We start from the raw sequence: 26322 nt of genomic DNA on the forward strand, positions 1-26322 counted from the left end.
GCGGGAAGCCGCGAGTGATAGCGGTCTCCCGCACGTAAATCCATCGGCGCGTGGTCAGAGCGCCGGATTCCACATTGCCGGGACGAAGCGATAGCCGGATCCGTCCTTGGCGATGAAACCGGTCGCCGGGAACGGGTAATGGTACCCGGTCAGCTGCAGGCGCTCAGCTGCCAGCATGTCATAGACCTTGCGGCGGGTCTCGGCGGCCTTAGCGCCGTCCATGTCGTACTGCACCTGCCAGTCCGGATGCGGGACGAACAGCACCGGCGTATTGGTGACGTCGGACTGCACGAACAGCTTGTCCTTGCCCGAAGCAACGACATAGGCGGTGTGGCCGGGGGTATGGCCAGGCGCCGCCACCGTGGTGATCCCGGGGGCGATCTCCTTGTCCCACTCATAGCGGCGAACGCGGCTGTCGAGGTCCTTGAAGACGCGGCGGACATTGGCGAATGCCGGCTTCATGCCCTCGGGGGCGCGGCTCATCTCGCCCTCATCCATCCAGAACGCCCATTCCGGCGCCGGCACCAGTATCTCGGCATTCGGGAAGGCGAGAACGCCGTCATCGGTGCGCAGGCCGTTGATGTGGTCGCCGTGGAAATGCGAGATGATGACGATGTCGACATCCGCCGGCTTCACCCCGGCCCAGCCGAGATTGGCATTGAGGCGGCCGACCGTGGCAGTGCCGGCCTGCGGCCCGTTGCCGGTGTCGATCAGCACCAGCTTGCCGCCGGTGTTCAGCAGCAGCGGGTTGAACTGCGCGGTGATCTGGCCCTTCGGCATGAAGCCGGCCTCGAGGGCGGCATTGATCTCGTCGGGCTTGGCGTTCTTCACGAAGTTCTCGGCGAGCGGGAAGGTGCGCACGCCGTCATTGACCGCGGTGAGCTCGATGCTGCCGACCTTGTAGCGATAGATGCTGGGAACCTGCTGACCCATCGGCTGCACGGCCGCCTGCGCCGAATCCGGCGAGAAGGTGGACAGAGCACCGGTGAGGGGCAAAGTGGCGCCGAAAGCAGCAGCCCCGGCGATCAGGCCGCGGCGGGAAGGTTCAGTCATGGCGCTCTACTCCTCGTCGGTACTGGTTGGATGGGCAAGCTAGTTGTCGCGTCACGCAGGGTCACGACGTGTGGCTTCACGTTCGGGTGAGATCAGCTCGGGAACACCACGCAGGCGCCGCCGACCGCTCTCAGCCGATTGCATAGCGCATCCGCCGCCTTGCGGGTCTGCTGCGCAACGCGCACCCGGTAGAACGCCCGGCTGCCGCGGAAGCGCAGGCGTGAGCCGATGATCATCGGCTGGGTGCCCTCCAGCAGCTTGGCATATTGCTTCTGCGCCCGCTGGTAGGAGGCGAGCGCCCGCGCCTTGGAGAAATTGCCGGAGAGCTGGACGCCCCATGGCGCGGTGATGGTGGCAATCTCCTGCGCCACCGGCCCACCGCGCTTACGGATCGCCACCGTCGTGGAATGGCAGTCGAGAGCTGCCGCCGACGGCGGATCGGGGGGTGCCACCGCTGGCGGTTCGGCGGGCGCGCCCTTGGCCGGCGGGCGGCGCTCCGCTGCCCAGTCCTCGGCCTCGCGTCCGGTGATGAAGAGCAGGTACGCCTGCGTCTCCAGCGGCAGCCCGCCTTGACCGGCGAGCCATTTCTCGACGCGGGCAGGGCCGGCATTGTAGGCGGCGGCGGCGAGGCCGAGGCTGCCGAATTGCGCGCGAAGGTCGGCGAGCAGCGCGGCCGAGGCGGGCAAAGCGGTCTCGGGATCGAACGGATCGGCGAGGCCGTGGTCCGCTGCGGTGCCGGGCATGAACTGGGCGATGCCCTGCGCGCCCTTGGGGCTGACGGCATCCGAGCGGAAACTGCTCTCGCGCCAGATCAGCCGGGTGAAGAACTCGACCGGCAATCCGTTCGCCCGCGCCGACCGCTCGATCAGCCGGCACAGCGTGTCCTCGACGCTCTCGGTTCGCGGCGCCGGCGCGGTGGCCGGCGGATCCGGCGGCGCCTCGGCTGGCACGCGCGAGGGCTCGCCGAGGGCGATGCCCACGCCGGCCAACAGCAACAGAGCGGCGAGGAACAGATGAGGCGGCATCGGCATCGTTCGGTTCAAATCGACCGGGCATGACTTAGCTGTAGTGCGACATTCTGTCATTCCATTGCGCGGCTGTCCCCACGGCGAGGGGTGCACTACATTGCGGCAACCCCTGATCCGGGCCCCTCTGACGCGAGCCATGCCGGCGATCGCGTGATGTCGGATCTTTCCCGACGTCATCGCCGGCTGCGAGGCTCGACCAGACATGTATCATCTCACCGCCACCCGCGACTCGCGTGCGTCCGCATGCGGGCTCCCCTCCACGTCCGGATCGGAGTGATACCCATGGATTATCTGATGCAGCTCGCCGCCAGTCCCGCTGCCTGGGCGGCGCTGGTCACGCTCATCGCCATGGAAGTGATCCTGGGCATCGACAACCTGCTCTTCATCTCCATCCTGACCAACAAGCTACCGGAAGAGATGCGCCCGCGGGCGCGACGCATCGGCATCAGTCTGGCGCTGGTTATGCGGCTCGGACTGCTCAGCATGGTCGCCTACATCGTGCAACTTACCGAGCCGGTGGTCACGCTGTTCGGTCACGCCTTTTCCTGGCGCGACTTCATCCTGATGGGCGGCGGCCTGTTCCTGGTGTGGAAGGCGACCAAGGAAATCCATCAGACCATGGAGGCTCCCGAGGAGGACGGGGCAGCCGGCAGTGCATTGCAGATCGGCTTTACCGCCGCCATCGCGCAGATTCTCGTGCTTGACCTGGTGTTCTCGGTCGACAGCATCATCACCGCGGTCGGCATGACCGACCACATTCCGATCATGGTGATCGCTGTCATCGTGGCGGTTCTGACGATGCTGCTGGCGGCGAATCCGCTCGCCAATTTCATCCACCACAACCCGTCCATCGTGATGCTGGCGCTGGGCTTCCTGCTGATGATCGGCACGGTGCTGATCGCCGAAGGCTTCGGCGCCCATGTGTCGAAGGGCTATATCTACACCGCCATGGCGTTCTCCGCCGGCGTGGAAGCGCTCAACATGCTGTCGCGCCGCCGCAAGGCCAAGGCACAGGCGTGACGGTGACGTGAAGCTGTGCCGCGGCGTCGCCGAGCAATTCGGCGGTGCCGCGGCTGGTCGCGATGCTATGCTGCGCGCTGACAGCTCCGGAGTTTGGACATGGCCGATGACAGCGCGCCTCGCGACGAGGATTTGCCGCCCGACAGCAAGCTGACCACGACAAAGCAGAAATGGGCGCGCGAGGGCAAATTCCTCACCGGCAAGGTTACGCGGCCGGAAGAGGACCGGCTGCCGCCCGGCCAGCATCTGGTGCGCGACTGGCCGGTGCTCGATCTCGGCATCCAGCCCCATATCCCGACGCGGGTGTGGAAGCTCGACGTGTTCGGCCTGGTCGAGAACCCGGTCGTGCTGGATTGGGACGCCTTCCTCGCGCTGCCGCAGGCCCGGGAAGTGACCGACATCCACTGCGTCACCACCTGGTCGCGCTACGACAATGGCTGGGAGGGCGTGCGGGTGCGCGACCTGCTCGATGTCGTCATGCCGAAGCCGGAAGCACATTTCGTCGTGCTGTACAGCCGCGACAGCTACACCACCAATCTCGCGCTGGAGGATTTCGCGGCGGAGGACGCCATCCTCGCCCATAGCTGGGAAGGCGCGCCGCTGACCCGCGAGCATGGCGGGCCGATGCGCCTGGTGGTGCCGCATTTGTATTTCTGGAAGAGCGCCAAGTGGCTGCAGCGCATCGAGTTCATCGCCGCGGACCGGCGTGGCTTCTGGGAGGAGCGCGGCTATCACAACCATGCCGACCCGTGGAGGGAAGAGCGCTATTCCGACGATGAGTGAGTGGCGACGAGCGACCGGACGGTAAGCGCAGGGCCGTTAGCGCGGGAATGAGCGGGAGCGGGCAGGGCGTTGCCAGCGATCCGGTACGTCCCGGTGCGAAGCGTCCGCCGGCTTGCGGTCGGGCGCCCCGTAGGGTTCGGCTTCCGGTTGCTCGGCGAGCGCGCGCAGCTGCGCTTCCATCTTGTCGATATCGCGATTACGCACCTCGCGGCGCCAGGCCTCGATCGGGGTTTCGCGCCTGGCCGTCGGCTTCGGGTCCGGTCGTGGCGCCTCGGAGGTGACGGCGTCGCCATCGAGCGCTCCAGCCGCGCGGGCGAGGCGTCGCATCTCCTCATTGTCGGGAGGAGCCTCGGTGGATCGCCCGGCGCCTTCAAGACCGCGCGCGGCACGCGCCATAGCCCGGAGGCGGGACATCACCACGGAAGCCGGCTCAATGCGCGTTTCATTGTGGTGCTGTTTTGCCTGCTGCCGGACTTCCCAATCATTCAACGCCCACATCAGCGCGGCGCCGATGCCGGCACCGGCGAACAGGTCGGTCAGGCCGACAAAGGGCATGATCCAGATATAGAGCATGCAGATAAGTGCCACGCTGACATAGCAAGCCGGGGCACGCCAAGTGTGCGGCATTCATCCCTCCGCCGATCCGGCGAGAGGATAGGCGATTCGCGGGCTTCCGCCGCGCTTTGTCTGATGCGCGCGTTGTCGCGTCCGGGTCCGTCGGCAATTTTTGAGGAATGCTCCGGAGGCGATCTTAACTGTTCATTTATATTCGCCCGATGATCTGGTTGCTGCGGTGTGGCAGAAATTACTATCCGCAGCCACATCCGGGTTACAAAATACTTAAATTCCTGACCCATTTTCGTTGCACGAAAGCCACACGTGACTCGGAAGGCGACTCCAACAATTCCGACTCTTGCTCGTAAAGTTAAATAAACATGAAGCATCACTGCAGTACCATTTCAGCATAACCTATTGATATTGAACATATTTATTTGCATCGAAATCGTGATTATATCCTTCTCGTTTAATGCGTAAATCTCGCGAAGGTAGGATATGGCGGATTTGCATATCCATGGTTGTATTATTGAATACCGCATATATTTCCCAGATACCTTTCAGTCGAGATCGGCAAGTGCTCTCCTTTGTTTGTACACACGGGACAGTAATCCCGACGGGCATCTTTTGGGGGCTCCAGAATGTCGATAAGAGTTGAGGAACGCCAAACGTCGGCGGTTCGGGTTGGTTCGAGGCCGGCGCGGCTTCCCGTTTCGACCGTAAAGAACCGCCGCGGTGCGCTGATGCTATGCAGCGCGCTGGCGACAGGGCTTCTGGCCCTCACCTATGGACCGAACGCCGCGCTCGCCGGGTGCAGCGGTCCCGCCGACAACCTGACCTGCGACAACGCTGCTCCGAACCCGTATGGCCCGGTCGCCGGCACGGCAGGGGCCGACACGATCCGCGTCATCGGCGGCTCGGTCACCACCGGTACCGGCAATGTCGAAGGTCTCGCCGGCGCCGACAACATCACCATCACCCCGACCGGCGGCATCAATTCCGGCAATATCGTCATCGGTGGCAGTGTGCTCGGCGGCGATGATGCGGACACGCTCAATATCGGCACCGTGGTCGGCACCCCGCCGGCCGGCAGCACCGTGCAGGTCAATGGCGACGTTGATGGCGGCTCGGGTGGCGACACGATCGTCGTCGGCGGCAACCCCAATGTCGCGACCACCATTGGTGGCAACGTGCTGGGCGGCCTCGGCGTGGACAACATCACGCTGAACGGCGCCACGGTTACCGGCAATGTCGACGGTGGTGACGACGCCGATACGATCAACCTGCTCTCGGGCTCGGCGGCGCAAGCGCTCGGCGGCGCCGGTGCTGACAGCATCACGCTGAACGGCGCCACGATCACCGGCAATATCGACGGCGGCGCGGACGGCGACACCATCAATCTGACGTCCGGTTCGGCCGCGGCGGTACTGGGCAGCGGCGGCATCGACATCATCACGCTGAAGGGCGCGACGATCGCAGGCAATATCGACGGTGGCACCGAGGCCGACACGATCAATCTGACCTCCGGCTCCGCGGCGGCGGTGCTCGGCGGCGCCGGCGCCGACCACATCACGCTGAATGGCGCGACGATCTCGGGCAATATCGACGGCGGCACCGAGGGCGACACGATCGATCTGACCTCCGGTTCGGCCGCGGCCGTGCTGGGCGGTGCCGGCGTGGACATCATCACGCTGAAGGGCGCGACGATCGCCGGCAATATCGAAGGCGGCGACGACGGTGATACGATCAACCTGACGTCCGGCTCCGCGGCGGCGGTGCTCGGCGAAGCCGGCGCCGACCACATCACGCTGAACGGCGCGACGATCTCGGGCAATATCGACGGCGGCGCGGACGTCGACACGATCGATCTGCTCAAGGGCTCGGCGGCGCAAGCGCTCGGCGGTGCCGGCGCCGACATCATCACCCTGAACGGCGCGACCATCGGCTCCCTCATCGACGGCGGTACCGAGGCCGACAACATCACGCTCACCTCCGGCACGGTCGGCACCGGCGTGGCCGGCAATGGCGTGTTCGGCGGCGACGGCGGCGATACGCTGACCTTCAACGGCAATGGTTTCGTCAGTAACGCCACGCAGAAGATCCTCACCATCAATGGCAACGTCGATGGCGGGGCCGGCGTGGACACGCTGAACTTCGTGCCGTCCCAGCAGGGCCGCGTCACCGTGACCGGCAATGTCGATGGCGGAGCTGACGGCGACAACCTGACTTTCTCGCCGACCGGCTCCGGCCAGGTGCTGATCGGCGGCAATGTCCTTGGCGGGGCCGGCAACGACACGCTGCTCTTCAGCCCGGCCTCGACCGCGCTCGTCGACATCGATGGCAATATTGACGGCGGCGACGGTGACGACACGCTCACCTTTACCGGCGTCAACGGCAACAATTTCGCACTCGGCGGCGACGTGCGCGGCGATGGTGCCGCTACCGGCCTTGCCGATGCCGGCAACGACACGATGAACGTGAATGGCGGCTCGAACGTCGCGTTCGGCCAAATTCTCGGCATCGATCACCTGAACATCAGCGGGCATTCGGCGGTCTCGCTGACCGCCACGACCTATGATTTCCGGCACCTGACCAACGGCGTCCCTGATGGCAATGTAACGGTCGGCGGCGACTCGGCACTGTCGCTCGCCTTCACCGGTGCGAGCCTGACGACTGATCATTTCGAGCTGCAGGCAGGCACCGGCTACTATGCACCCCTGTTCACCGGCAATGATGCCGGCCTGCTCGCCGATTATGGTGGCTTGCTGGACGTGTCCGGTGGCGGGCTTGGCAGCAACACCACGATCACGGCGCAGGGCCCCAGCACCTATCTCAATAACGGCACGATCCTGCTGACCGACGGCTTTGCCGACGATCAGCACACCATCGTGGGCAATTATTTCGGCGGTGCCACCTTCGGCGGGCCGAACGGCGGCGGCGGCAACCTGCTGCTCGACACCTTTGTCTATAACGCGGCCTCGTCGACCGACCTGCTGACCATCAACGGCAATGTCAGCGGCACCACGACGATCTACGTCAACAACCTGAATGAAGGGGCAGGCACCTTCACCGGCCATGCCGATGGTGACGGCATCCGCCTGGTGGATGTCAATGGCGCCTCGCCGGCCGACGGCTTCCAGCTGGCGCAGAACCAGTTCTCCGGCGGGCGCGAATTGCTGGTCGGCGCCTTCAGCTATCAGCTGGTGCAGTCGCAGTCCGGCCCGACTGCCGGCGACGAGTTCCTGCAGTCGAGCCTGCTGGAATCCGTGCCGGGCTACGTGACGGCCTCGTCCGCGGCGCAGCGGCATTTCTACGCCGGCGTCGACACGCTCTATAAGCGCATCGGCGAACTGAAGCAGCAGGACGCGCTGGAAGGCCGCAATGCCGACCTCGCCATGCCGACCAAGGCGCCGGCCTACGTGCCGGCCCCCGCGCCGCAATTCCAAGTGTGGGGCCGGGGCGGTGGTGCGGACCTGTCCTATGAGGTCAACAAGGGCTGGAACTTCGACCAGCAGACCTACGGCTTCCAGATCGGCGGTGACTACACCTTCGATCTGACCGACGCCCGGGTCAGCATTGGTGCCTTCGGCGGCTATGGCTGGTCGGATGCCGATGTGTATGGCGACTTCGGCTCGCGCTCGCGCCTGAAGCTCGACGGCTGGAACGCTGGTGCCTATGCCACCATCCGCCAGGTCGGCGGCAGTGCTCCCGGCGTCGGCGGCTATGCGGACTTCGTCTTCAAGTACGACAGCCTCGACGTCGATATCAATGCGGACCGCCAGCTCGAGAACGCGCTCTCGATCACGGCCAACACCAATGCTTCGGTGTGGGGCGGCTCCGGCGAAGTCGGCTATGGCTTCGATGTCGGCAGTGGCTTCGTGATCCAGCCGCAGGCACAGTTGACCTATGCCAATGTGAGCCAGGACGACTACACCGACTCCTACGGCCTGCGCATCCGGCCCGAAGATGCGGACTCGCTGATCGGCCGCCTCGGCATCCAGCTGCAGACGACGATCCCCGGCATCAACGGCCAGAGCTTCACGCCCTGGGCGGTATTCAACGTGCTGTCCGAGTTCATGGGCGACAACGACACCAATGTCGCGGGCACGGTGCTGACCAGCGACATCGGCGGCACCTGGTACAATGCCGGCCTCGGCTTCAACGCCGCAATCACCGAGAACGTCGCGCTCTATGGCAGCGGCGAGTACAATTTCGGTGACGTCGAGGGTTGGGCCGGCACCGGCGGCATCAAGGTCCGCTGGTAAGCAGGAGTTGAGAGGGGCGGCGGCGCCGCCCCTTTTTCTTGAGATCTTGGACGGCCGGCTTCGCGCGATGCGGGGCCGGCCGTTTTCGTTTCACGACCCCGATGGAATGAACAGGCAGATGGTCGACGAATTCACGTCGCCGCCCCAGGAACAGCGGTGGTAGGAGCCGTCCCCGCTGGGCTTGATCCGGCGCGAGGTGAAGGGGATGACCTCGCCGGTCGCCTTGATGTGATAGCCGTCGGCGGTGGTCTCCAGCGCCGGTCCGCTGACCGGGTAACAATCATGGCCCGAGCAGCATGATGACGGATAGGTCCAGCCGGACGGCGCGTCATGCGCGAGCGCGCGGGCCGCGAGCGGAACCTGGGCCGCCAGTAGGAAAAGCACCGGAAAGCTCAATGCGACGCGCGGCATCATGGCCTGCGTGTAACGCTACCGGGGCGGTATTGGTTGCAGCCTGGCTGGCGCGAGGCGTCGTTGGATTCTTCGCAAGCGGCGCGGGTTTCTCGGCCTTCGCTGCAATACGTTATGCCGCGAGCGATATTGTTGCTGTGCGAACTATTTATTCCGGTTAATGCAAAATGAATATTGCGAATACTGCATCCGGATACCTAAGTCATTGAATGTGCGCGTATAATCGGCTCAAGTAATGTATGAGTGTTGCTTAAAAACACTTCCCCAACGTTCGGACTCAAAGCAACATTCAAACTGGGCTAGTTACCCTGGGGGTCGGGATATGAAGTCACTTGCACTCGGTCTGGTTAGTCTCGCGGCGCTGGCAGCTCCGGCGCTCGCGGCGGACATGTCGTATCCGGTGAAGGCGCCGCCGCCGGTAATAATTCCGGCCTTCTCCTGGACCGGCTTCTATATCGGCGCGAACGGCGGCTATGGCGGCGACAGGTTCCGCTATCCGTTCAGCGCTTTCGCGGATCAATATGAGCGTGAGTGTCGGGGCGAATGCAACCCGCAGTCCGAGGTGGCGGTCGCAGCTATTCCGGACGATTACGTACTCGAGAATTCGCTGGATCTCAGTGGAGAATTCAAACTCAATTCCAGCGGTTTCTTCGGGGGTGGCCAGATCGGCTATAATTACCAGTTCTACAATAACTGGGTGATCGGCGTCGAGACGGACTTCCAATGGTCGGGCATCGAGGGCGAGATCAGCGGCAACGGCAATCTCTTCCTCAATGATGATCTGCTTGGCGGCGCCAACTTCAGCGCCGGCTCCGAAGTCGAATGGTTCGGCACCATCCGGGCCCGCCTGGGTTACGCATGGGATCGCGTGTTCCTGTATGGCACCGGCGGCGCGGCCTACGGCAAGGTGAAGTCGCACGGCAGCATCTCCGTTTTCGACGACATGGGAGAGCTGTTCGGCGACTCGGTTTCGACCTCCGACACCCAGTGGGGCTGGACTGTCGGCGCGGGCATCGAATACGCCATCACCGATCACTGGACCTTCAAGACCGAATACCTCTATGTCGATCTCGGCAGCCAGACCTTGTTCGATGACGGAACGGAAGGGTATGTCGGCAACGATTACCTCGTCGTGGGCGCCAAGGTCGACGTCGAGACCACGTTCCACACCATCAAGGCCGGCATTAACTACAAGTGGTAGTCTGACCGGACATCACCGATATTGGAAGCGCCGGCCGCGAGGCCGGCGCTTTTGATTCATGGTACCGCCTGGCCGGGCAGGGCCCCGCCCACATGGACACGTGCCGCCAACTCCCGTATATGTCCGGACAAATGATCCAGCCACGCGATCGATAGGCGTCGCTGACAAGAGGGCAGGGAGCTTTAAGGATATGCGGCAGGTCGAGGTGGCGGTGATTGGCACCGGCTGGTGCGGCGGGATTCGCGCGGAGACGCTGTCGCGCTCGGCGCTGGTCGACAAACTGCACATTTGCGAGATCCGCCCCGAGCGCCTCGAAGAGGTGCGCCAGCTCACCAGGCCGGCGACCGCGACGCTCGACTACCAGGACATCGTCAGCAACGATGCCATCAAGGTGGTCTATATCTCGACCACGCCGGAGCACACCCATTTCCCGATCGCCCGGGACTGCCTGCGCGCCGGCAAGCATGTGCTGCTGGAGAAGCCGATCGCGCTGGAAATGTGGGAGGCGGGCGAACTCATCGAGATCGCGAAGCGCAACTGGGTGAAGTTCACCATCGGCTATTCGCAGCGCTTCAATCCGAAGATCGCCTACGCCAGGAAGAAGATCACCGACGGCACGCTCGGCCGGATCGTCAGCGTCATGGTCAGCCGCCATCTCTCGCGCAGCCTCGGCAAGAAGATCGCCTCGCGGGTGAAGCTGTCCCCCGCGGCGATGGAATCCACCCACGATCTCGACTTCGTGTTCTGGATGCTGGAGCCGGCCAAGCCGGTTCGGGTCTATTCGCAGGGCTCCTATGGCTACATGCAGGAGATCAACGGCTCCTATGACTGCATGTGGTCCACCGTCACCATGGACAATGGCATGCTGGTGGTGATCGGCGGCGGCTGGAACCTGCCGCCGGCCTACCCGAATTATTGCGGCACCTGGATCGAGATCACCGGAACCGAGGGCGCGCTGATCCTCGACGACACCCAGCGCGACAATTGGCTGAGCACGGTGAGCGAGGGCACGCGCTTTCCGATGTCGACCATGCCGGGCGAGCAGGTGGACCATGTGTTTGCCGGCCAGATGGGTCCGGAGACCATCCATTTCCTGGAATCGGTGCTACGCGACACGCCGGTGATGGTGGCGCCCGAGCATGCCCGGATGGTGATGGAGACTTACACCGCGGCGGACCTGTCCGCGGCCATCAACGAGCCGGTCGACCTGCCGCTGTCCAACCAGTCGATCGCGCAGATCAACGACCTGAAGAGCGGCGTGCTGGCGGCGGTTTGAACCGGCGTTCGCGTATTTTGTCCAGACAAATAACAGCTCGAGATGCCATCGCGTCCGCGGCGCAACTTCGCGTTATCGTGGTGACCGGCAGCGCGATTCTCGGCGCTGCGGGACGGCGCAGTGCGGGTGAGGGCCGATGACGGCGGTGAAGTCAGGCGGTGCCGGTGCGAGGACTTCCTCTGGACGACCCGCCTCGGGAGGGCAGGGCGCGCGCTATCTGGAGATCGAGGGCGTGCTGCGCCACGAGATCGAGACCGGCGTGCACAAGCTCGGCGCTCGCTTGCCGACTGAACATGAATTATGCGCTCGCTTCGATGTCAGCCGCTTCACCGTGCGCCAGGCGCTCTCCAACCTGCGTGACCAGGGGCTGATCGAGGCGACGCCCGGCGTCGGCACAGTCGTCATCGCCAGCCGCAAACCCGAAGGCTTCGTGCAGACGCTGAGCTCGATGGAAGAGCTGCTGCAATATCCCTCCGAGACCTATCGCCGGCCGCTGAAGATCGATCGCATCAAGGCCTCGCCCGAACTGGCGGTGCTGCTCAAGGGCAAGGTGGGAGAATCCTGGGTTCGGATGAAGGCGATGCGGCTGACGCGCACCTCCAGCGCGCCGATCTCCTATCTCGACGTCTATGTGCTGCCGGAATTCGCCGGCGTGCTGGACTTGCCCAATTCCACCGGAGCGCCGGTGGTGCGGCAGATCGAGGAGCATTTGGGCCATCGCGCCGCGCATGCGCAGATCGAGATCCTGGTCGGCCACGTCACCGCTGAACTGGCGGAGCCGCTGATGGCGCAGGAGAACGATCCGGCGCTCATCATCATCCGGCGTTATCGCGGCGCCGACGGGGCGATCTTCCTCGTCACCTATTCGGTCCATCCGGAGAGGCGGTTCTCGCTGAACATCGAGTTCGAACGGCGCTAGAGCATTTCCCGATCAGATGGAATCATCTGATCGAAGAGGAATTGCTCCAGCTTATTGAATCTAGAGCGCTTTCTTATCGTTTGGATGTTTCCATCCGAACGGAAAGAGCTCTAGGAAGTCCAGTGCTCAAAATCGCACGGCTGCCGGCCAAATACCGACACACTCCAGCGGCATATCCCGGCCGGGACGTTGGGAGCCATCTTCATGACATTTCGCACGGGCGACGCGCCGACAGCCGTCACAAGCGAGACGCGGCGGGCGGGTAAAGTTCGCCGGCTATGTATATATGCCGTGCGCGGCTTCCTGGCGTTGCTTCTGCTGTGCGGGATCTGGATGGGGGTGCAGCAGCTCATCGGCAATTTCCACACCGTGGTAGCGGGCCAGTTGTATCGCGCCGCGCGTTTCGACGCCTCGGAGATTGCGGGCTTCCAGAAAGACTACGGCATCCGCACCATTATCAATCTGCGCGGCGCCGATAGCTCCGACTGGTACAAGCAGCAAATCGCGCAGAGCGAGGCGCTCGGCATTGCCCACCTTGATTTTCGTCTATCGGCGTCGAAGGAACTGACGCAAAGCCAGGTGGAGGCGCTCATCGCCATGATGCGGGACGCGCCGAAGCCGATCCTGGTGCACTGCACCGGCGGCGCCGACCGGTCGGGCATTGCCGCCGCGCTCTATCTCGGCGCCATCGCCAAGGCCGGGGAATATGCTGCGGAATGGCAGCTCTCCCCCTTCTATGGCCACATTCCGCTGCCGTTCGCGCCGGCCTGGGCCATGGACGAGACCTGGGAGCGGATCGAGCCCTGGCTCGGCTTTCCCAACTCCTGAGCGAGCGCCATGGTTAACCGGGCACGGAGAGAGCGCCATTGCTGCCGGTATCGGCTCGGAATGCCGGCAGGGGCAAGGTGACGACGACCCGCAGGCCCGGGCGGTTGTCGGCGAGGGATACCGTCCCACCGTGCAACTCGGCAATCGCCTTGACGAGGCTCAGTCCGAGCCCGTTCCCCGGCGAGGTCCGGCTTTTCTCGGTGCGATAGAGCCGCTGAAATACCTTGCCTCGCTCATCGTCGCTGATGCCGGGGCCGTCATCGGCGACGATGACGGAAATATGCAGCGGCGACACCTGCGACTCGATGGCGATGCGCGAGCCCTGCGGACAGTGGCGGATGGCGTTCTCGATGAGGTTTGCCAGCATCTGTGTGAGCAGATCCCTGTCGCCGATGATCTCCGGAAACGGGTCGCCGGAGACGACGATCAGGTTCTGGCCGTGGTCCTTTGCGACCTCACCATAGATATCGACCAGGGTCTCGATCACCCCAGCCAGCCTGAGGCTGGTGAAACGAGAGCGTCGAGCCCCGGATTCGATTTGGGCGATACGTAGCAGTGCATCGAAGATCGCATTGATGCGCAAGGTTTCCTCCTGCGCCTGCGCCAGCAACTCGGTGACGGGTTTCCCAGCCCCGTCGGCCTCGATCGCACTTTCAACGGTGATAGCAAGGCGGTTCAACGGCGTCTTGAGATCATGGGCGATGTCCACGCTCACTTGACGCATGCCTTCGACCAGCGAAGCGAGGCGGTCCAAAGCGGCATTTACATCCCGGATCAGTGCATCGACGTCGTCGCCTCGCCCGCTTGAGGCGATGCGTGCCTGCAATTCGCCGCGTCCGACGCGGCGCATGGTCTCGGCGATGCTGTCGAGCCGCCGCTGCCCGCGGCTGGCGAGGAGCAGGCCGGTCGCCAATACCAGCAGCAGGAAAAGCGCGCCGGCCCAGCCGAGGCTGGTCAGGATCAGCCAGCCGATCTCCCGGGTCTCGCTGTAGCTGGCGCCGACCATGAGACGCAGGCCGTCGACAGAGCCGATATTGACGCGATACTCGTCGTCTTCCTCATCCGTGAGGCCCAGCTCCCGGCCGCTGATCGTCGAGAGGCCATCTCCCGGCGGCATGATCGTCGCGTTGCCGGCGAGTGGCTTGCCCTCGCGGTCGATCAGCAGATAGACACGGTCGTCCTGGAAGGTGCCGCGGACGTGGCTCGCCACCGAATCCACCAGATCGGTGAGATCGCCTTCGCCATAGGCCTCCTTGATGACGCCGTAGGTGTCGAGCACGTTGCCGTCGACCCGCGCGTTGAGTTCCCGCTGGATCAACAGATAGACCGCACCGCCCCCGATGAGCAGCGCCACGATGAAGGCGACGGCCAGCACGACCGTCAGGCGGAACGGCGTGCTGCGTAGGAACCTGTCAAGCATGCAGGCTGTAGCCCGTGTTCCGGACCGTATGCAGCAATTGGTGGTCGAACGGCTTGTCGATCTTGGTGCGCAAGCGGCTGATGTGAGTCTCGACGACACTGGTCTGCGGATCGAAATGCAATTCCCAGACCCGCTCCAGCAGCATGGTGCGGGTGACGACGCGTCCCTCATTGCGCATCAGGAATTCGAGCAGCGCGAACTCGCGCGGCACCAGATCGATCGGGTGGCCGGCGCGCCGGCAATGTCGCCGCACCAGATCGAGCTCGAGGTCGAAGACTTCGAGTTTGGTTTTTTCGGTCTGCGCCGGCGGACGACGGGCGAGGGCGTTCAATCGTGCCATCAGTTCGGAGAACGCGAAGGGCTTGACCAGATAGTCGTCGCCACCGGCTTCGAGCCCATCGACGCGATCATCGACACCACCGACAGCGGTGAGGAAAAGCACGGGCGTAGTGATGCCCGACGCCCGCAGGGCCTTGACCAGCGCCAGCCCGTCCAGCCCCGGAAGCATCCGGTCGACGACAAGGACGTCATAGAATTCGCGCGAGGCGTGGGCGAGCGCATCGCGCCCGTCGGCCAGCGTGTCCGTGACATGGCCACGCTCGGTGAAGCCTTTCCTCATATAGTCAGAGGTGCGCTTGTCGTCTTCCACCACCAGTATGCGCATGCTGTACGATCCTTGGCCGGCCTGTTGCGCGGCAGTGACGGAGGATATGTACGCCGTCACTGCCCGTCTTGAGCGTACCGGGCTCTAATCCGCGTCGGCGGTAGCGTACTCGCGGCCGCCGTTCATCATGCTGGCATAGAGAACAGTCGCGCAGATGGTGCCGAGGAACAGCACGCTCGTGACGATCGTACCCAGCCCAAGCCCGCCATATTCTACCGGCTGGGAGAGCAGGTCGCCAAATGAGGCGCCCATCGGCCGGGTCAGTATATAGGCCAGCCAGAAGGCGAGGATGCCGTTCAGGTCGAAGACGAAGTAGCTGGTGGCGATGATCGCGATGATGACGGCAAAGAGAAGGCTCGTCATCAGGTAGCCGACGTCGAGCTTCTCCGCGACCAGATCGCCGGCGGCGGTGCCGAGCGCGAAGGTCAGCAGGATCGCCAGCCAATAGAAGGCCTCGCGCTTCGTCGTGATGATGGTGTGGATCGAAAGCGTGCGTTCGCTGGCGTACCAGACCATGAAAGTCAGCGCCAACAGGATGGCGCACGCGATCGTCGTCACCTCCAGCGGCACGCCGAAATTGTCGACCAGATTGTCGGTGAGGAGGGTCCCGACGACGCTGATCAGCACCACTGCCAGCCAATAAATCCACGGCACATACCGCTTCTGCACGAACTGGAGCACCAGCGCCACGGCGAGCACCGCCGTCATGATGGCGGAGGTGAGCGAAAGCCCGACGCCCAGATTGACCGCCAGATAGTCGGCGGCAGTCTCGCCGACCGTCACCGCCAAGAGCTTGATGAGCCAGAAGTCGACGGTGACCTGGGGGACGCGGTTGGGCGTCGCGCGGCGATCATCCGCGGTCCGGGTTGCGAGATCCTGCTTCATGTCAGTGCCCCACCAGAGCGAGCGCTTCCATGAAGAAGCCATTGGCGCGCTTGTCGTCATCGGCATTGCAACGTTCGATGCCCTTATTCTTCAGGGTGTCGAACCTGGCCTGGTCGACGCTTGCCGGCGCAACCGAAGCGGTGATGTCCCGCAGTTTCTGCAGCGTCACCTCGCAAGGTATCGGGCTGCCATCGGGGTTCGTCACCGAGAATTTGGCGTTCACCGCCGGTGCAGCCCCTGGTGTCGCTCCCTTGCTGTCGAGTACAGCGAGCAGGGCGTTCAGCTTGAGCAGTATCTTTTGGTTGTTGGGCCATGTGGTCCGCAGGGCATCGATGGCCGCGTCCGCGGCGTGATCGATCGCGGTCCATTTCTCGGGATTGAGCGGGCGCATCTGGGTGGTGGCGTCGTCCCAGGCGGTCTCGAAATCGGTGATGCGCTTCCTCGCGGCCGGGATATCGTCGGCATTGGTGAGATCGAGCACATTGGCGACGATGGCCTGATAGGGCGACAGATCGCCCAACTCGCCGGCCGTTGCGGGATAGGCCGGCGTCATGAGTGCGGACGTGGCGGCGATCGCCAGCGAGACGAAGGTGAAGGCGAGCAATAGCCTTTTCATGAGGATTCTCCGGAACTGGACGCGGGACGAGCCGCGCAGGCCGGAGAATGCTTCGCCCGCTATACGCTGAGCTGTCCGCCGCTTTACGGATTTGTAAGGCCCGCGGCGGTTGTCCCGAAGCCGACCCGTCACATTGATGTAATGAACACTACTCACATTCGTCATTGTAGCGTCTGCTACGGAATCGATGATTGAGTGAGAGCGTCGTTCATGACGGAAACCGCATCCAGGGCGCCGCTGGCGACATTCGACGTGCAGGTTCGGCAGGCGCTCGAAAGCCTGCCACCGGCCGAGCAGCGCATGGCGCGGTTCTTCATCGACCAGAAGCAGGCAGTGCTGCTGAACTCGGCCGCCGAGATCGCCCAACTGGCCGGCACCAGCGATGCGACCGTAGTGCGCACCGCCCGCTCGCTTGGGTTCGACGGGCTCTCGGCACTGCGCGAAGTGCTGCTCGCCGACCTGACCGGCGCGCCTTCGCCCGGCAAACGCCTAGCGCGGACGCTGGAGCAGACCGGCGAGGGCGCCGCCGGTGCGCTGCGGCACGTCATCGAGCTCCATGAGGGCGTGCTCGAGGTGCTCAAGCGTCCGGAGATCGCGGCAAGCTTCGCCCGTGCCGTCGCCATCCTGGCCGGCGCCAAGCGCCGCCACGTATTCGGCATCGGCCCGTCCGGCGCCATGGCCGACTATGCCAGCCTCCAGTTCAACCGGATCGGCCTGCCGACCTGCGCGCTTTCCGCCTCCGGGGTCGCCCTGGCCGATCGTCTGCTGTGGCTCGGCAAGGACGATGCGGTGCTGATGCTGGCCTATGCGCCGCTCTATCGCGAGGTCGAGATCGTGCTCGACCAGGCCCGAGAATACGGCGCGCCGGTGGTCCTCATCAGCGACAACCTCGGCCCGCTGGTCGCCGACAAGGTCGCCGAGGTGCTCCCGGTGCCGCGCGGCAAGGCCGATCACCTCGCCATGCATGGCGGCACCATGGTGCTGATCGAGGCGCTGATCATCGGCCTAGCGGGCAGTGCCAGCCAGACCGCCTTCGACAGTCTCGACCGGCTGAGCGTGCTGCGCGGTTCGATCGACAAGGCCTGGGTCAAGCGCGGAACGAAGAAGACGCGCTCGAAATAGAAATGCATGCATCAGATACATAAATAGTTCAAAGTAATAATGTACAATGTGGAGGCAATTATTCTGTCTTCATTTAGTATATACGGGAGAATGAAATGAGGATCCGAACCGCCTTCGGAATCGCTCTGTGCATGACGGTGGCCTCTATCTCGGTGCCGGCTTTGGCCGCCGACCTGGTGCTCTATGATGCGCTCGACTTCGCTGGGCCGGTCGCCAAGGCCTTCCAGGCCAAGACCGGTCTGACGGTCGACGTGGTCGAGCCCGGCAGCACCGGCGAGACGCTCGGCAAGATCGCCGCCGAGGGCAATAATCCGCAGTTCGACATCGTCTGGCTCGACGGCTCGGCGGTGATGGAGCGCATGGCCGCCGACCACGTGCTGCAGCCGATCCCGGCCGACACCTATGCCGAGGTGGCCTTCACCGATCTCGGCAAGTCGCTGATCCCGGCGAGCCACGCCTTCCTGCCGACCGGCACCAGCACCACCGCCATCGAGGTGAACACCAGGAAGGTGCCCGCCGACAAGATGCCGAAGTCGTGGAGCGACCTGCAGGCCTTCGCCGGCGCGGTGGCGGCCAAGGATCCCAATTTGTCGGGTCCGGCCTATCAATGGCTCGCCGGCTTCTTCCAGACCAATGGCACCGCGGACGGCAAGGCGCTGCTGGCGAAGGTGCTCACCACAAAATCCTTGTCCGGCCTCTCCAGCGGCGGCAAGGTCAATGCCGCGGTGCTGACCGGCAATGCCAAGGTCGGCATCAACCAGGACAGCGCGATCTTCGCCAAGATCGCCAGCGGCGAGCCGGTGGTCGCGGTCTATCCGAGCGAAGGCTCGATCGCGCTGCCGCAGGGGCTCGGCATCAGCGCCAGGACCCAGCACATGGACGCGGCGAGAAAGTTCGCTGCGTTCGTCACCAGCCCGGAAGGGCAGGCGGCGATGCAGAATGGCGACGACACCGACTTCTTCTTCATCCCGATCATTGCCGGGGTCAAAGCCAAGCCCGGCCGCGAGACTCAGATCGCTTTCGTTCGTCTCGACGACGCCACTGCTTCCGCCCACGAGAGCGAGTGGAAGCAGTGGTACAAGAACACGTTCGTCCCGTGATCCGGCGCGTTTCCACAGGCCGGAACGTCTGACGATGGCCATTCTCCAGCAGCACGGTGCCGCGGCTTTTTCCCGCGGCGCCAGCAGTCTTGGTGGGGTGCGGCTGGCAGGCGAGGGAGCGTTGGCGCTCCTGTGCCGTGCCGGCGGGCCGCTCGCCATCTATGCCGTGTTCGCGTTGCTGATCGGCTTGCCGCTGGCGCTGGTGCTGATCCAGGCGATCATGCCCGGGCTGTTCGACACGCGCGACGCCAGCGCTGCGCTGAGCCTCGCGCCGCTGGCGCACGCTCTTGCCGAGCCGCGCGTTACACAATCGATCCTGCATTCGCTCGAACTCGCCGCAACCGTTGCCGTCACCACCACGGTCCTGGGCGGTGCCTTCGCGTTGCTGGTGCAGCGCTGCGAAATTCCGCTGCGCGGGGCGATCGCGATGGTGCCCTGGCTGGTGTTCCTGACGCCGTCCTATCTGAAGGCGCTGGCCTGGGTGCTGCTGATGTCGCCGGGCGGCTATCTGGCGCAACTCGGCGTGCTGCCGCCGGCGCTGGGCTCGGCCTTCTTCGGGCTCGCAGGCCTGGTGTTCGTCCATACCCTCAGCCTGTTCCCGCTTGCCGGCTTCATCATCGGCAGCGCGTTGACCGGGCTCGGCGGCGAGCTCGAGGACGCGGCGCGGCTGTCCGGCGCGTCCCCGGTTCGGATCTGGCTCAGGATCAACGGACCCTTGCTGGCCCCGGCCATCGCCCTAAGCGTTATCGCCGCCTTCGCCGAAGTGCTGTCGGATTTCGGCCTGGCCTCGACCATTGCACGGGTGTCGGATTTCGGCGTCTTGACCTACGGCATCTATGCCGCCGCCAGCGACTATCCGGTTGATTTTCCCGCGGCGGGGGCGCAGGCGCTGGTGCTGCTGCTGCTCGTGGTACTCGTCGTGCTGGCTGACCGGCTGTTGCGACGCCGGGCCGATCCGCGCCTGATTTCGGGCCGTTCCAGGCCCTCGCGGCCCTATGATCTCGGTGGCTGGCGCTGGCCGGCTGCGGCCGTGGCCCTCGCCATCGCCACCCTTGCGCTGCTGCTGCCACTGGCCGCCATCGCCGCGCGGGCGCTCAGCCGCACGCTCGGCCACGGGCTCGAATGGAGCAATCTCACTTCGGCGAATGTCGCCACTGCGCTAAGCCTAGGCACGCAGGCGAATGAGGGCCTGCTGCGCAGCCTTGGCTTCGCCGGCCTTACTGCGCTGGTCGCGAGCGGCATCGCGCTGCTGCTGTCGGCCCAGCTCGACCGCTCCAACCCGGTGCTGCGCACCATCGTCATCGGACTGTCGCTGGGCGCCGTCGCCATTCCCGGCATCGTCCTCGGGTTCGGCTACATACTGCTGTGGAACCGGCTACCGGGATTTCGGGATTGGCCGTTCCCGCATTATGGCGACAGCTCTTTGCTGGTCATGGGCTATGTCGCCGCGGCGCTGCCTTATTGCCTCGTCGTCATCATGGCGGCGATCGGCCAGTTGGCGCCGAGCCTCACTGACGCGGCGCGACTGCACGGGGTCGGCAGCATGCGGCGCCTCCTCGCCATCACGCTGCCATTGGTGTTCCTCAGCGTGGTGACGGCGTTCCTGCTGACCTTCATCCGCACCGTGTTCGAGCTGCCGATGTCGCAGATGCTCATCCCGCAAAGCGGTCCGCCGGCGCCGACGCTGATCCTGAAACTGTTCAGCCATGATCGCGATGGCCTGGCTTCCGCCATCGCGCTGGTCGCCATGGTGGCCGCGGGGGGTAGTGCGGCGCTGGTCTGGATACTGGCACGGCGCTTCGCGCGCCCGCGGGGTGCGGTCGTTTCCGGGACAGGCAATCTGGTCACGGAGCACGCGCCATGACGGCCTCCCTGCAGTGCGCCAATGTCTGCAAATCGCTCGGCGGCCGTGCCGTGCTCCGCGACCTCGATCTCAAGATCGAGGCTGGCGAGGTGGTCTCGCTGCTGGGGGCGAGTGGCTCCGGCAAGACCACGCTGCTGCGCATCATCGCCGGCCTCGCGCATCCGGAGCGCGGCATCATCACGCTCGATGGCGGCGTGGTGTGGAGCGCGCGGACCGTTGTGCCGGCCGAGCGCCGCGGCATCGGCATGGTGTTCCAGGACTATGCACTGTGGCCGCACATGACGGTCGCGCAGAATCTCGGCTTCGGGCTGCAGTCGCAGCGCCTGCCGGAGGCGGAGATCGCGGCGCGGCTCGATCATGCGCTCGAGGTGACCCGCCTGACCGCCTATCGCAACCGCCATCCGAGCGAATTGTCCGGCGGGCAGCAGCAGCGCGTGGCGATCGCGCGCTGCCTCGCAGCGCGGCCCGCCCTGATGTTGCTCGACGAGCCGCTCAGCAATCTCGACGCGGCACTGCGCGAGGATATGCGGATCGAGATGATGGAACTGGTACGCCGCGAGGCCATCACCGTGGTCTATGTCACGCACGATCAGGCAGAGGCCATGGCAGTTTCCGATCGCATCGCCGTCATGCGCGCCGGCATCATTGCCCAGTTCGACACCCCGCAGGCGATCTATGAGGCGCCGGCGGATTCCTTCGTCGCCAGCTTCATCGGCGGATTCTCCGTGGTGCGCGGGGAGGTGAGGGACGGCTTGTTCAGGATCGGCAGCACCGATGCGCAGCCGCTGCGTACGCCCGGCGCCCGCTCCGGCGAGGGCATGCTGGTGGTCCGCCCCGAGGATGCACGCCCGGCTGACGTCCACCCCACCAACCGGCTGGAGGGAACAGTGCAGTCGCGCGCCTTCCAGGGCCGATGCTGGCGGCTGTCAGTCGATCTCGGGCCGCACCGCATCCGGCTGGACTGGCCGGAGGCTCCGCCGGTCGGCGCGCCGTTCGCGTTTTCCCTGCCACCCGAGCGCTGCGTGGTCCTCGCAGCCTAGAAGCTTCGCACGTTACAAAGGCGCCTAGATGAGCAGTCTGACACCCATCCTCTCGACGATCACCGCCGCCTTCCTCGGCTCCTTCGTGGAAGTCGTCGAAGCTTTCACCATCGTGCTTGCCGTGGGCGTGACGCGCAGTTGGCGGCCGGCGCTCATCGGCGCGGCGTTGGCGCTCGCCGTGCTGGCGGCCATCGTCGCCGTCTTTGGGCCGCTGCTGGCGCTAGTGCCGATCGAGGCGTTGCAATTTGTCGTCGGCGTGCTGCTGATCCTGTTCGGCATGCGGTGGCTGCGCAAGGCGATCCTGCGCTCGGCGGGCGTCATCGCGCTGCACGACGAGGAGGCGGCCTTCTCCAAGGAGACCGAGCTGTTGCAACGCCAGGTCGGCGACCGCCGCGCCGATTATCTGGCGGGGGTGGCGTCGTTCAAGGCGGTGCTGCTCGAAGGCATCGAGGTGGTGTTCATCGTCATCGCGGTCGGCGCCGCCCACGGCCAGACCTTCTATGCGAGCCTCGGCGCTCTGGCGGCGTTCCTGCTGGTGATGATCATCGGCCTCGTCGTGCACCGCCCGCTGGCGCGGGTGCCGGAGAACGCGCTCAAATTCACCGTCGGACTGATGCTCACCAGCTTCGGCATCTTCTGGACCGGTGAAGGCCTCGGCGCCGACTGGCCGGGCGCCGACCTTGCGCTCCTTGCCATCTTCGTGGTCGTCACCGCCGTGTCGCTGGCGCTGGCTCGCTGGCTGCGTAACGCCTTTCCCGTATCGACCGGAGATCTCGCCCGATGAGTACGCTTCGTCTGATCGTGAGGGAATTTCTAGGCATGTTCATCGACGACGGCAGCCTGGCGCTGTTCGCGATGATCCTGATCGTCGCCGTGACGGCGGCGGTGAAGCTGTTCGGCCTGCCGCCATTTCCGGGCGGCCTGCTGCTGCTGGCGGGCTGCCTCGTCATCCTGACGGAAAGTGTCCATCGCGCCGCGCGCCGGCGCTAGATCTTTCGGTCAGTGCGTGTCGCGGCTGCGGCGGCTGACGGTGGTCAGATTGTCCTGCAGGCGCTTGACCATCAGGCGCGTCACCGACAAGGCCATGTCGGGGAACTCGGCGAGGAGGGACAGGAACACCTCCTTGCGCAGGCGCAGCGCCCCAAGCGGTGTTTTCGCGATGATGGTCGCGGAACGGGGATCGCCGGTGACGATGCCCATCTCGCCGACGATGGCATTGGCCCCGACCGTCGAGACCACGACCGGCCCGTCCGGCGCATCGATCAGCACATCGGCGGAACCGCTGACGAGGACATAGGCCGCGTCTGAATCGTCGCCCTGGCGGAACAGCACGTCTCCGGGGGCGAAGTTCATGCGCTCGCTGGTGAAGGCCAGCAGCTTCAATCGAGGCACGTCGAGATTGGCGAAGATCGGGACCGCCCCCAGCGCTGTGAGTTCCTCATTCTCCGGGCCCGCATCAGTTCCAACCGTCGGTTCGGTCCGGCCGACCGATCCGGCGAGCGCATCGGTCATCGGCGCCAGCTTCGGGCCCTGGAAGGCGACCCGCACATCGAACCTGTGCTCCAGGCCGACTTCGCGCGCCACCACGATCAAGGTTCGCCCGGCCATCGCGGTCTTGATGCGCGCGAGCAGCGCGCCCGCTTCGGCGGGGCTGAAGGCGGCCAGCGCATTGTTGAGGATGAGAACGCTTGGCTGCTTGATCAGGCAACGCGCCAGCGCCAATTGGGCTTTTTCCGCCGGGAACAGCAGACGGCCGCCATAGCCGGCCGGCTGTTCAAGGCCCCAGGAGTAGACCTCTCGGTCGAGTTCGAACTCTCCCAGGGTCTCACGTATGGCATCCGTGACGCGCTCCGCCGCCATGGCCGCGCCCTGGGCGACCAATCCGAACAGCAGATTGTCGCGCAGCGGCGCGGCGCTGCAATAAAGTTGCGGGTCATAGAAGGCGATCGCATCCGCCATGGCGGCCGTCGCCTGGTCGTGGAAGGCGTGGCGCGCCGCCAGGATACGCTGCTGGAGGTCGGCGTCGAGCAGTCCCAGCCGGTGGCGTGGCTCGACATAGAGCATGGCAAGCCCCAGCAGCCGGGAGCGATCCTCCTCGTCGATCGTTCCTGTATTGGCGCGGGCAAGGATCTCGCGATATTCCGGAAACTCTTCCGCCGCGACAAAGGCGAACTGTTCGAACAGCACGTGATCGGGGGTGAGATCGCTGAAGATTTCGAGCATCGTCGCCGCGATGAGCCGTCCCATCCGGATCAGCGGTTCCGTCAGCCCGCACCGGTCGAGCACCCGGCGCGTCAAGGCATGGCTGGCGAGGCTTGCGCCGGCCAGGGCCTCGTCGATCGGCACGCCGAACAGCACATTCTCGCCGATGGTCGCGTTCTTCGTGTACCGATCCGGATCGTAGGGCTCGACCGCGTCCTCGGCTCCACTGGCCGCAAGCTTCGCCCTGATGCCGGCGCGTAGTTCGGCGACCCGCGCGACAAGGTCCGTCGGCTCGTCAGGGTCGAGCCGGCGCGCCAGGCCGAAGCGGAACACGCTCTCGGCGAGGCCGACCGTGTTCAGTACGTCCGCGAGCCTCGATTCCAGCTCGAGCGGAGAGGCGGCGCCGGCCCTCGGATGGTCGATGGTCCATTCGCCGTTCCGTCCAGGCAGGCGCAGGCCGTAGAGGATATTGTCGCGCAGCGTGCCTTCGAGCACGACCGGCTCCGGGCCGGCATAAGCAAGTTCGCGTCCGCGCACGCCCGCGGGCAAGTCGGCCAGCGGAGCGCCCGCGATCGTCAGGCTGCCGTCAAAGGCGGTGATGCGCCCGCCGAGGATCTGCGCGAAGCACCCGGCACCCTCGCCGGCGCCGCCGAGCATCGCAATGTGCCCGCCGAGCGGCAAGGTGAGCGACAGCCGGTCGAGCAGATTGTCGCCGGTGTTGCTGACCACGGTGAGAGCTTGCGCGGCGATGGTGCCGGTCGTCGGGATCTCGCTGCCGGCGGCGTGGAGGTGGATCCGCGGCTCCTGCTCCTCCGGATCCTCGATCAGCGAGAACTGCTCGACCACCTGATGGAACTTGGCTTCGACGTCGAGGCGCTGCTGGTCCCAGTCGATCAGTTCCTTGATCGGCGGCGGCAGATCGCGATAGGCGGCGATCACGGCGACGAGCTGGCCGAGATCGAGATGCCCGGTAAGCGCGAAGTAGCCGCCGACCGCGTAGAACAGAAACGGGGTGAGCTGGGCCAGCAGGTTATTCAGCGCCTTGACCGCGAATTTGCGGCCGTAAAGCTGGTAGCGAATGCCGAAAAGCGCCTCCAGCCGCTCCGCGACCAGGCTCTTCTCCACCGCCGCGGTGCCGTGGTTCGACACCTCGCTGATGGTCTCCACCACCTCGCCGATCTTGCCGGCGAAGGCACGCGAGACGATCTGGCGCTGCCTGCCGAGGCGGATCTGCTCGCGCCGCAGGCGCGGGATGATGGCGCCCTGGATCAGGACCATGACCATCACGATCAGCCCGAGCGCGAGGTTCTGGATGAGAATGAAGGCCAGCGCCGTCAAGGCCTGTCCGCCGAGGAAGGCCGGCAGCACGAATGCATCGCCGACGAAGCCGCCGATCGGCTCGACCTCGTCCTTGATGATGGTTGCCGCTTCCGATGGCTTCAGCCGGTGCATCGCCTCGGGCTTGAAGCTCAGCAGCGTCGAGAAGAGGTCGAAACGCAGCCGTTGCAGCACGCGCTCGCCAAGCGCGCCCTTGCGCATGTTGATGACGTACTTGAAGACGTTATTGATGAGGACGAGCAGCAGGAACAGCGCCGACAGCATGAACAGATAGGACAGGCGCTCGAACTGCAGGCCCTCGAAGAAGACGCGCGGGCCGCCCAGCCAGCTCGGCAGATCGAGCGCAATGTGGAACAGGCGGGCGGTGTCGGCACCGCTCGGGAAAGCCCGCCCCTGCAAGGCGTCGGAGACGATGTATTTCGGCAAGTCGAGCGAAAGATAGTAAAATGGGAACGACAGCACGACGACGACGAGTATCGTCACCTGTTCGCGCCGGCTGTTCCGCCAGATATAAGAGAAAAGCCCCGTCCCCACGGTGACTACACCAATCACAACGATCCGTTGGCTGACACGCCATTGCGGCATGTCGTTCTGAGGATCGCAGTCCTCCGACCCAAGATTCACAATAAGTAGACAGATGGCGGCCCCCGGCCGCCACGTACGGACATTGGCGGCTGCCGTCGGTCAAAGCAAGCTTATGCGGCTCATTTGTTCCGGAGACTTAGGGATTTT

22 protein-coding genes are annotated in these 26322 nt (G+C 64.8%); 13 read left to right on the forward strand and 9 right to left on the reverse strand.

The window, feature by feature from the left end; genetic code table 11:
- Positions 1-54 precede the first annotated feature (54 nt).
- Both G3545_RS01675 and G3545_RS01680 read right to left on the reverse strand, forming a co-directional pair.
- Positions 55-1053: an MBL fold metallo-hydrolase gene (locus G3545_RS01675; RefSeq protein WP_170009256.1), complete on the reverse strand. Its 999-nt coding sequence runs from the start codon at positions 1051-1053 to the stop codon at positions 55-57.
- A 92-nt stretch (positions 1054-1145) separates the two neighbouring features.
- Positions 1146-2084, reverse strand: a complete 939-nt coding sequence (locus G3545_RS01680) for a transglycosylase SLT domain-containing protein (protein WP_348644611.1) — start codon at positions 2082-2084, stop codon at positions 1146-1148.
- Positions 2085-2363: 279 nt separating this feature from the next.
- Between G3545_RS01680 and G3545_RS01685 the strand changes: the two genes are divergently transcribed.
- Together G3545_RS01685 and G3545_RS01690 are read left to right on the forward strand one after the other, a co-directional pair.
- Positions 2364-3101, forward strand: a complete 738-nt coding sequence (locus G3545_RS01685; protein WP_170009258.1) for a TerC family protein — start codon at positions 2364-2366, stop codon at positions 3099-3101.
- Between the two features lie 99 nt (positions 3102-3200).
- Positions 3201-3884 carry a sulfite oxidase-like oxidoreductase gene (locus G3545_RS01690; RefSeq protein WP_170009260.1) on the forward strand — a complete coding sequence of 228 codons (684 nt, stop codon included), beginning with the start codon at positions 3201-3203 and terminating at the stop codon, positions 3882-3884.
- A 36-nt stretch (positions 3885-3920) separates the two neighbouring features.
- Here the strand turns inward: G3545_RS01690 and G3545_RS01695 are convergent, their stop codons facing one another.
- Entirely contained in the window at positions 3921-4511 is a 591-nt protein-coding gene (locus G3545_RS01695) for a hypothetical protein (RefSeq protein WP_170009262.1), read from the reverse strand.
- 671 nt (positions 4512-5182) lie between these two features.
- Here G3545_RS01695 and G3545_RS01700 point away from each other — a divergent pair.
- Positions 5183-8704 (forward strand): autotransporter outer membrane beta-barrel domain-containing protein, encoded by a 3522-nt coding sequence (locus G3545_RS01700; protein ID WP_170009264.1) that lies wholly within the window; start codon positions 5183-5185, stop codon positions 8702-8704.
- A gap of 90 nt (positions 8705-8794) precedes the next feature.
- Here G3545_RS01700 and G3545_RS01705 read toward each other — a convergent pair whose 3' ends face one another.
- Positions 8795-9115: a hypothetical protein gene (locus tag G3545_RS01705; RefSeq protein WP_246702647.1), complete on the reverse strand. Its 321-nt coding sequence runs from the start codon at positions 9113-9115 to the stop codon at positions 8795-8797.
- 322 nt (positions 9116-9437) lie between these two features.
- Between G3545_RS01705 and G3545_RS01710 the strand changes: the two genes are divergently transcribed.
- From G3545_RS01710 to G3545_RS01725, 4 genes are all read left to right on the forward strand, one after another.
- The gene (locus G3545_RS01710; protein WP_170009266.1) at positions 9438-10316 is read left to right on the forward strand and encodes an outer membrane protein; all 879 of its coding nucleotides are present in this window, start codon (positions 9438-9440) and stop codon (positions 10314-10316) included.
- 190 nt (positions 10317-10506) lie between these two features.
- Complete coding sequence (locus tag G3545_RS01715) at positions 10507-11592, forward strand: Gfo/Idh/MocA family oxidoreductase (protein WP_170009268.1); 1086 nt, start codon at positions 10507-10509, stop codon at positions 11590-11592.
- 136 nt (positions 11593-11728) lie between these two features.
- A complete protein-coding gene (locus G3545_RS01720; protein WP_170009270.1) occupies positions 11729-12511 on the forward strand; it encodes a GntR family transcriptional regulator in 783 nt (260 codons plus the stop codon).
- A 204-nt stretch (positions 12512-12715) separates the two neighbouring features.
- Positions 12716-13339 (forward strand): tyrosine-protein phosphatase, encoded by a 624-nt coding sequence (locus G3545_RS01725; RefSeq protein ID WP_246702648.1) that lies wholly within the window; start codon positions 12716-12718, stop codon positions 13337-13339.
- A gap of 13 nt (positions 13340-13352) precedes the next feature.
- Here G3545_RS01725 and G3545_RS01730 read toward each other — a convergent pair whose 3' ends face one another.
- The 4 genes from G3545_RS01730 to G3545_RS01745 form a co-directional block, all read right to left on the reverse strand.
- Positions 13353-14714 carry a HAMP domain-containing sensor histidine kinase gene (locus G3545_RS01730; protein ID WP_246702649.1) on the reverse strand — a complete coding sequence of 454 codons (1362 nt, stop codon included), beginning with the start codon at positions 14712-14714 and terminating at the stop codon, positions 13353-13355.
- A 37-nt stretch (positions 14715-14751) separates the two neighbouring features.
- On the reverse strand, positions 14752-15423 hold the full coding sequence (locus tag G3545_RS01735; protein ID WP_170009272.1) for a response regulator transcription factor: 672 nt from the start codon (positions 15421-15423) through the stop codon (positions 14752-14754).
- Positions 15424-15507: 84 nt separating this feature from the next.
- Complete coding sequence (locus G3545_RS01740; protein ID WP_170009274.1) at positions 15508-16308, reverse strand: hypothetical protein; 801 nt, start codon at positions 16306-16308, stop codon at positions 15508-15510.
- Between the two features lies 1 nt (position 16309).
- Positions 16310-16924 carry a hypothetical protein gene (locus tag G3545_RS01745; protein ID WP_170009276.1) on the reverse strand — a complete coding sequence of 205 codons (615 nt, stop codon included), beginning with the start codon at positions 16922-16924 and terminating at the stop codon, positions 16310-16312.
- A 210-nt stretch (positions 16925-17134) separates the two neighbouring features.
- Between G3545_RS01745 and G3545_RS01750 the strand changes: the two genes are divergently transcribed.
- The 6 genes from G3545_RS01750 (at position 17135) to G3545_RS01775 (ending at position 23040) form a co-directional block, all read left to right on the forward strand.
- Positions 17135-18046 (forward strand): MurR/RpiR family transcriptional regulator, encoded by a 912-nt coding sequence (locus G3545_RS01750; protein WP_170009278.1) that lies wholly within the window; start codon positions 17135-17137, stop codon positions 18044-18046.
- Positions 18047-18141: 95 nt separating this feature from the next.
- Positions 18142-19146 carry an extracellular solute-binding protein gene (locus G3545_RS01755; RefSeq protein WP_170009280.1) on the forward strand — a complete coding sequence of 335 codons (1005 nt, stop codon included), beginning with the start codon at positions 18142-18144 and terminating at the stop codon, positions 19144-19146.
- A 34-nt stretch (positions 19147-19180) separates the two neighbouring features.
- Entirely contained in the window at positions 19181-21010 is a 1830-nt protein-coding gene (locus G3545_RS01760; RefSeq protein ID WP_170009282.1) for an ABC transporter permease subunit, read from the forward strand.
- Complete coding sequence (locus G3545_RS01765; protein WP_170009284.1) at positions 21007-22050, forward strand: ABC transporter ATP-binding protein; 1044 nt, start codon at positions 21007-21009, stop codon at positions 22048-22050. The genes G3545_RS01760 and G3545_RS01765 overlap by 4 nt, the downstream gene beginning before the upstream one ends.
- 28 nt (positions 22051-22078) lie before the next feature.
- Positions 22079-22834, forward strand: coding sequence for a COG4280 domain-containing protein (locus G3545_RS01770; RefSeq protein WP_170009286.1), 756 nt, complete (start codon positions 22079-22081; stop codon positions 22832-22834).
- Complete coding sequence (locus G3545_RS01775) at positions 22831-23040, forward strand: hypothetical protein (protein ID WP_170009288.1); 210 nt, start codon at positions 22831-22833, stop codon at positions 23038-23040. The genes G3545_RS01770 and G3545_RS01775 overlap by 4 nt, the downstream gene beginning before the upstream one ends.
- A gap of 9 nt (positions 23041-23049) precedes the next feature.
- Here G3545_RS01775 and G3545_RS01780 read toward each other — a convergent pair whose 3' ends face one another.
- Positions 23050-26073 (reverse strand): cyclic nucleotide-binding domain-containing protein, encoded by a 3024-nt coding sequence (locus tag G3545_RS01780; protein ID WP_170009290.1) that lies wholly within the window; start codon positions 26071-26073, stop codon positions 23050-23052.
- Positions 26074-26322: the final 249 nt, after the last annotated feature.

The organism is Starkeya sp. ORNL1, from assembly GCF_012971745.1.
In the GTDB taxonomy this organism is placed as follows: domain Bacteria; phylum Pseudomonadota; class Alphaproteobacteria; order Rhizobiales; family Xanthobacteraceae; genus Ancylobacter.